General features: G+C 55.0%; 4 protein-coding genes, 1 tRNA gene and 2 pseudogenes. All 7 read left to right on the top strand.

Annotation, left to right across the window (positions count from 1 at the left end):
* Positions 1-420, top strand: a pseudogene (gene tuf / locus ACTG34_RS13425) (elongation factor Tu); the annotation flags it as partial.
* 161 nt (positions 421-581) lie between these two features.
* Positions 582-1571 (top strand): zinc transporter ZntB, encoded by a 990-nt coding sequence (locus ACTG34_RS13420; RefSeq protein ID WP_062217366.1) that lies wholly within the window; start codon positions 582-584, stop codon positions 1569-1571.
* A 98-nt stretch (positions 1572-1669) separates the two neighbouring features.
* Positions 1670-1745 (top strand) — tRNA-Trp (locus ACTG34_RS13415).
* 89 nt (positions 1746-1834) lie between these two features.
* Positions 1835-2554, top strand: coding sequence for a glycosyltransferase family 25 protein (locus ACTG34_RS13410; RefSeq protein ID WP_342844531.1), 720 nt, complete (start codon positions 1835-1837; stop codon positions 2552-2554).
* A gap of 56 nt (positions 2555-2610) precedes the next feature.
* Positions 2611-2811 (top strand): preprotein translocase subunit SecE, encoded by a 201-nt coding sequence (secE, locus tag ACTG34_RS13405; protein ID WP_062217361.1) that lies wholly within the window; start codon positions 2611-2613, stop codon positions 2809-2811.
* 168 nt (positions 2812-2979) lie between these two features.
* A pseudogene (locus tag ACTG34_RS13400) lies at positions 2980-3414 on the top strand (pyridoxamine 5'-phosphate oxidase family protein); the annotation flags it as partial.
* A gap of 189 nt (positions 3415-3603) precedes the next feature.
* Positions 3604-3874, top strand: a 271-nt coding sequence (locus tag ACTG34_RS13395) for a transcription termination/antitermination NusG family protein (RefSeq protein WP_439105387.1), incomplete at its 3' end; no start/stop codon positions are given.

The raw sequence follows: 3874 nt of genomic DNA, 5'->3' as shown, positions 1-3874 counted from the left end.
TGTACGGGTGTTGAAATGTTCCGCAAACTGCTTGATCGCGGTGAAGCTGGCGACAACATCGGCGCATTGTTGCGCGGCGTTGACCGTGATGCGGTTGAGCGTGGTCAGGTTCTGGTTAAGCCAGGTTCAGTTAAGCCACACACGAAGTTCGAAGCTGAGGTCTACATTTTGACCAAAGAAGAGGGTGGCCGTCACACGCCGTTCTTTGCGAACTACCGTCCACAGTTCTACTTCCGCACGACCGACGTGACAGGCACTTGTGTTCTGCCCGAAGGTACGGAAATGGTTATGCCCGGCGACAACTTGAAACTGTCCGCTGAGCTGATCGCACCGATCGCGATGGAAGAGGGTCTGCGCTTTGCGATCCGCGAAGGCGGCCGCACAGTTGGCTCCGGCGTTGTGTCCAAAATCATCGAATAAGAGCGCTTAGCGCCCTTACGCGATTGATCGAATAGAAAAGGCCCTGCATGCGCGGGGCCTTTTTGTATCGAGGGGGGCGTGATGAGCGGTGCCGTAATAAATTGCACTTCGCGCCTGACCCCGTATCATTTGCGCGCAGGTGCGATCAAAAGGACAGTCCGATGCGAGACGCCCATATCAAGTATGCTCATGTCCTAACGGGAGGGGCGCGGGGAGCCATCCTCGACGATGAGGCAATGCGCACGGTTTTGCGTGCCGAAACGCTTGGCTGGGTTCATTTAGATGGGACGCATGCTGACTCTGCGGGATGGATCGCCAGTCATCTGGATTACTTGGACCCGCAGGCCATTGAGGCACTCCTTGATCCCGCCTCGCGTCCGCGTATTACACCGCTTGGCGATGGCCTTATGATTATTCTGCGGGTGATCAACTTTAACGAAGGCGAAGACCCCGAGGACATGGTGTCTTTGCGTGTGTGGATTGATGCGCACCGGATCGTGACCGTATCACTACGCCGTGTGCGAGCGGTTGAGCGCATGAGTGACGCGTTGAGCGCAGGCATTGGGCCGCAAACGGCGGGACAGTTTTTGACCCGTCTGATTGAGGATGTGACTGGAAAAATTGCGGATTTTCAATCGGATCTCGACGTTCAGGCCGAGGCACTTGAAGATAAAATTGTGCGCGATGAAAGCGATGGATTGCGGTCTGATGTTGTAAATTTGCGCTTGCAGGTCATTGCAGCGCGCCGCTTTATGGCGCCGCAGCGGGATGTTATCCATGCAATCGCATTGAGCCAGTGCAGTTTTATAGATGAGGAGACTCGTCGCGAGATTGAAGAAGAAGCTCAAAAAATGACGCGCGTGATCGAAGACCTTGATGAGTTGCGCGATCAAGCGATCGTGTTGCGTGAGGAGCTTTCCGGTCAGCTCTCTGATCGCCTAAACCGCAATATGTTCGTTTTGTCGATGATTTCGGCTGTATTTTTGCCGTTGGGATTTCTGACGGGCCTGTTTGGCGTCAATGTCGGTGGCATGCCGGGCCTTGCCAGCAACGCGGCGTTTTTCTGGCTGTGTGCATCCCTTGTGGGTGTTGTTGCCGTGCAAGCGGGTGCGGTGTTTTGGATGCGGCGCACACGACGACCGTCCCGCTGATCGTAGCGCATTGGGTGCGTGTGCGGAGTATTTCATGCGCAGCGCACATTCGCGCTTGCAAACCTATCCGGCCTCTCGTATCCCATCGCGCACCAAGTAGGGGTATAGCTCAGTTGGTAGAGCGACGGTCTCCAAAACCGTAGGTCCCGGGTTCGAACCCTGGTGCCCCTGCCATTTTACACCAAGACGTCCGAGTGTGATTGCGCCCACCCGAACGCGCAGCTACCAATGTGTGGTTCAGAACCGTTTGTGTGGAGACTATTTTGGCCCCCCATCCCCTTGCCCAACTCGATGCGGTCTATGTGATCAATCTTGATAGTCGTCCCGACCGTTTGCGTGCGATGGAGGCCGAGTTGGCGCGAATTGGGCTGTCGTTTGCGTCAATGAATGTGATCCGCCACGCGGCCTATCGCCCTCAAAGCCAAGGCAGCTTTCCCTCACGTGGCGCGCGTGGGTGCTTTATTAGTCACCTCACCGCGCTTAAGGCCGCGCACGGGGCGGGCCACAAGCAGGTACTCATTCTTGAAGATGACGCATTGATAACGCGGCGGTTGTGTCGGGGCGGTGCCACATTGTCCGCGCAACTCGATGCCGCTGATTGGGATATGTGCTATCTCGGGTTTCGCCTCATGAGCGAGAGCACCTCAAGCATTCAAGGTTGGTGCGATGTGTCCCCAGAGACGGACATTACCTGCGCCCATGCCATAGTATGGCGCAGTGGCGCAATCGCCCGTGCCATCCCTTATCTCGATGCGATGCTCGGCCGTGAGGCGGGCGATCCACTAGGTGGACCTATGCATGTCGACGGGGCGTACAACTGGCTGCGCCGTGCCCATCCCGATTTGATTGCACGCCGCAGTGCCAAGCAACTTGTAACGCAACGCGCCTCAGATAGTGATATTGCCGCGCAAACCCGTTATCGCAGCAGCACATTCATCGGCCTTTTACGTCGCCTGAAAGACTTCACGGCGCGTTGGGCTTGAATTCTACGGCGCACTGGCGTAGATGCCACAAACCACATCAGGTTCAGGAATAGACAATGGCCACTAAGACAAACCCACTTCAGTTCATCCAGCAAGTTCGCGCTGAGGTATCGAAGATCGTCTGGCCAACGCGCCGCGAAGTCATGTTGACCACGGTTATGGTCTTTATCATGGCGGCTCTTACGGCTGTTTTCTTTTTCCTCGTTGATCTGATCATTAAAACCGGACTTCAGGGCCTGTTGAATTTCGTCGGATAAGCAGTCTCGCTATCTGAATGTCATCAGGGTCACTTAGGGGGCGCTTTTGGCTGAACAATTTGATCACATCTCGAGCAAGCTTGTCGACTTTATAGCGCGCCAGCACATTTTTTTTGTGCATCCGCCGCGGATGGGACGCGTGTAAATGTAACGCCGCGCCCGACAGAGTATTTGCGCATCACGAATCCAAATCAGGCTGTTTTCCTTGACCTGACGGGCTCGGGAAACGAAACGGCGGCGCATATGTTGGCCGATGGTCGTCTTACATTGATGTTTTGCGCCGTGTCTGGCCCGCCAATGATTTTGCGGCTTTATGGGCATGGTAGATCAGTACAGCGTGACACGCCAGAATTTGCCGAGCTTTTCGACATGCACATTGGCGGCGCTATACCGACAAATGCTCGACAGTTTTTTGTGCAAGAGATCGATCTTGTTCAGACATCTTGTGGTTACGGTGTTCCCTTGTTCGAGTTCAAGCAGGAGCGGCCTGCTCTTCGCAATTGGGCGGCTGAGCGCAGTGAGGATGATATCCGTGCATATTGGGACGAGAAGAACCGCACGTCGATGGACGGGTTGCCAACCGGCGTTTTCGGTGTCGATTGAGGCGCCAGTCAGGGCCCTAAAGGCTTGAACTTACATGCTTGAGGCGGTAGAGCGGGCGCACTCACCTTACAAGGCGTGCAGCGATTCGAGTTGCGCGCCGCTTTATTGTTCGGGGGAGTGGCACTTAAGTGCTTGAGATTGAAACACGATCCGGCGATTACGTCGGGATTAGACAAAGGCAATGACCCCATGGCTAAGCGTTGGTATTCGGTAAGCGTTCTCTCGAACTTCGAGAAAAAGATTGCCGAAGCGATCAAAACGGCTGTGGAAGAAAAGGGCCTTCAGGATCAGTTCGACGAAGTTCTGGTCCCGACAGAAGAAGTTATTGAAGTACGCCGCGGTAAAAAAGTAACCGTCGAGCGCCGTTTTATGCCGGGCTATGTTCTTGTCCGCATGGAAATGACCGATCAGGGCTACCACCTGATCAACTCGATCAACCGCGTAACCGGGTTTCTGGGGT

This window comes from Celeribacter marinus (assembly GCF_965656515.1).
GTDB lineage: Bacteria > Pseudomonadota > Alphaproteobacteria > Rhodobacterales > Rhodobacteraceae > Celeribacter > Celeribacter marinus_D.
Note: the sequence above shows the minus strand (reverse complement) of the source record. Positions and strands in the feature narration are given on the sequence as shown.

Coding starts and splice junctions, on each gene's coding strand:
- ACTG34_RS13420 (WP_062217366.1), top strand. CDS start 582: ATGCGAGACGCCCATATCAAGTATGCTCATGTCCTAACGGGAGGGGCG.
- secE (WP_062217361.1), top strand. CDS start 2,611: ATGGCCACTAAGACAAACCCACTTCAGTTCATCCAGCAAGTTCGCGCT.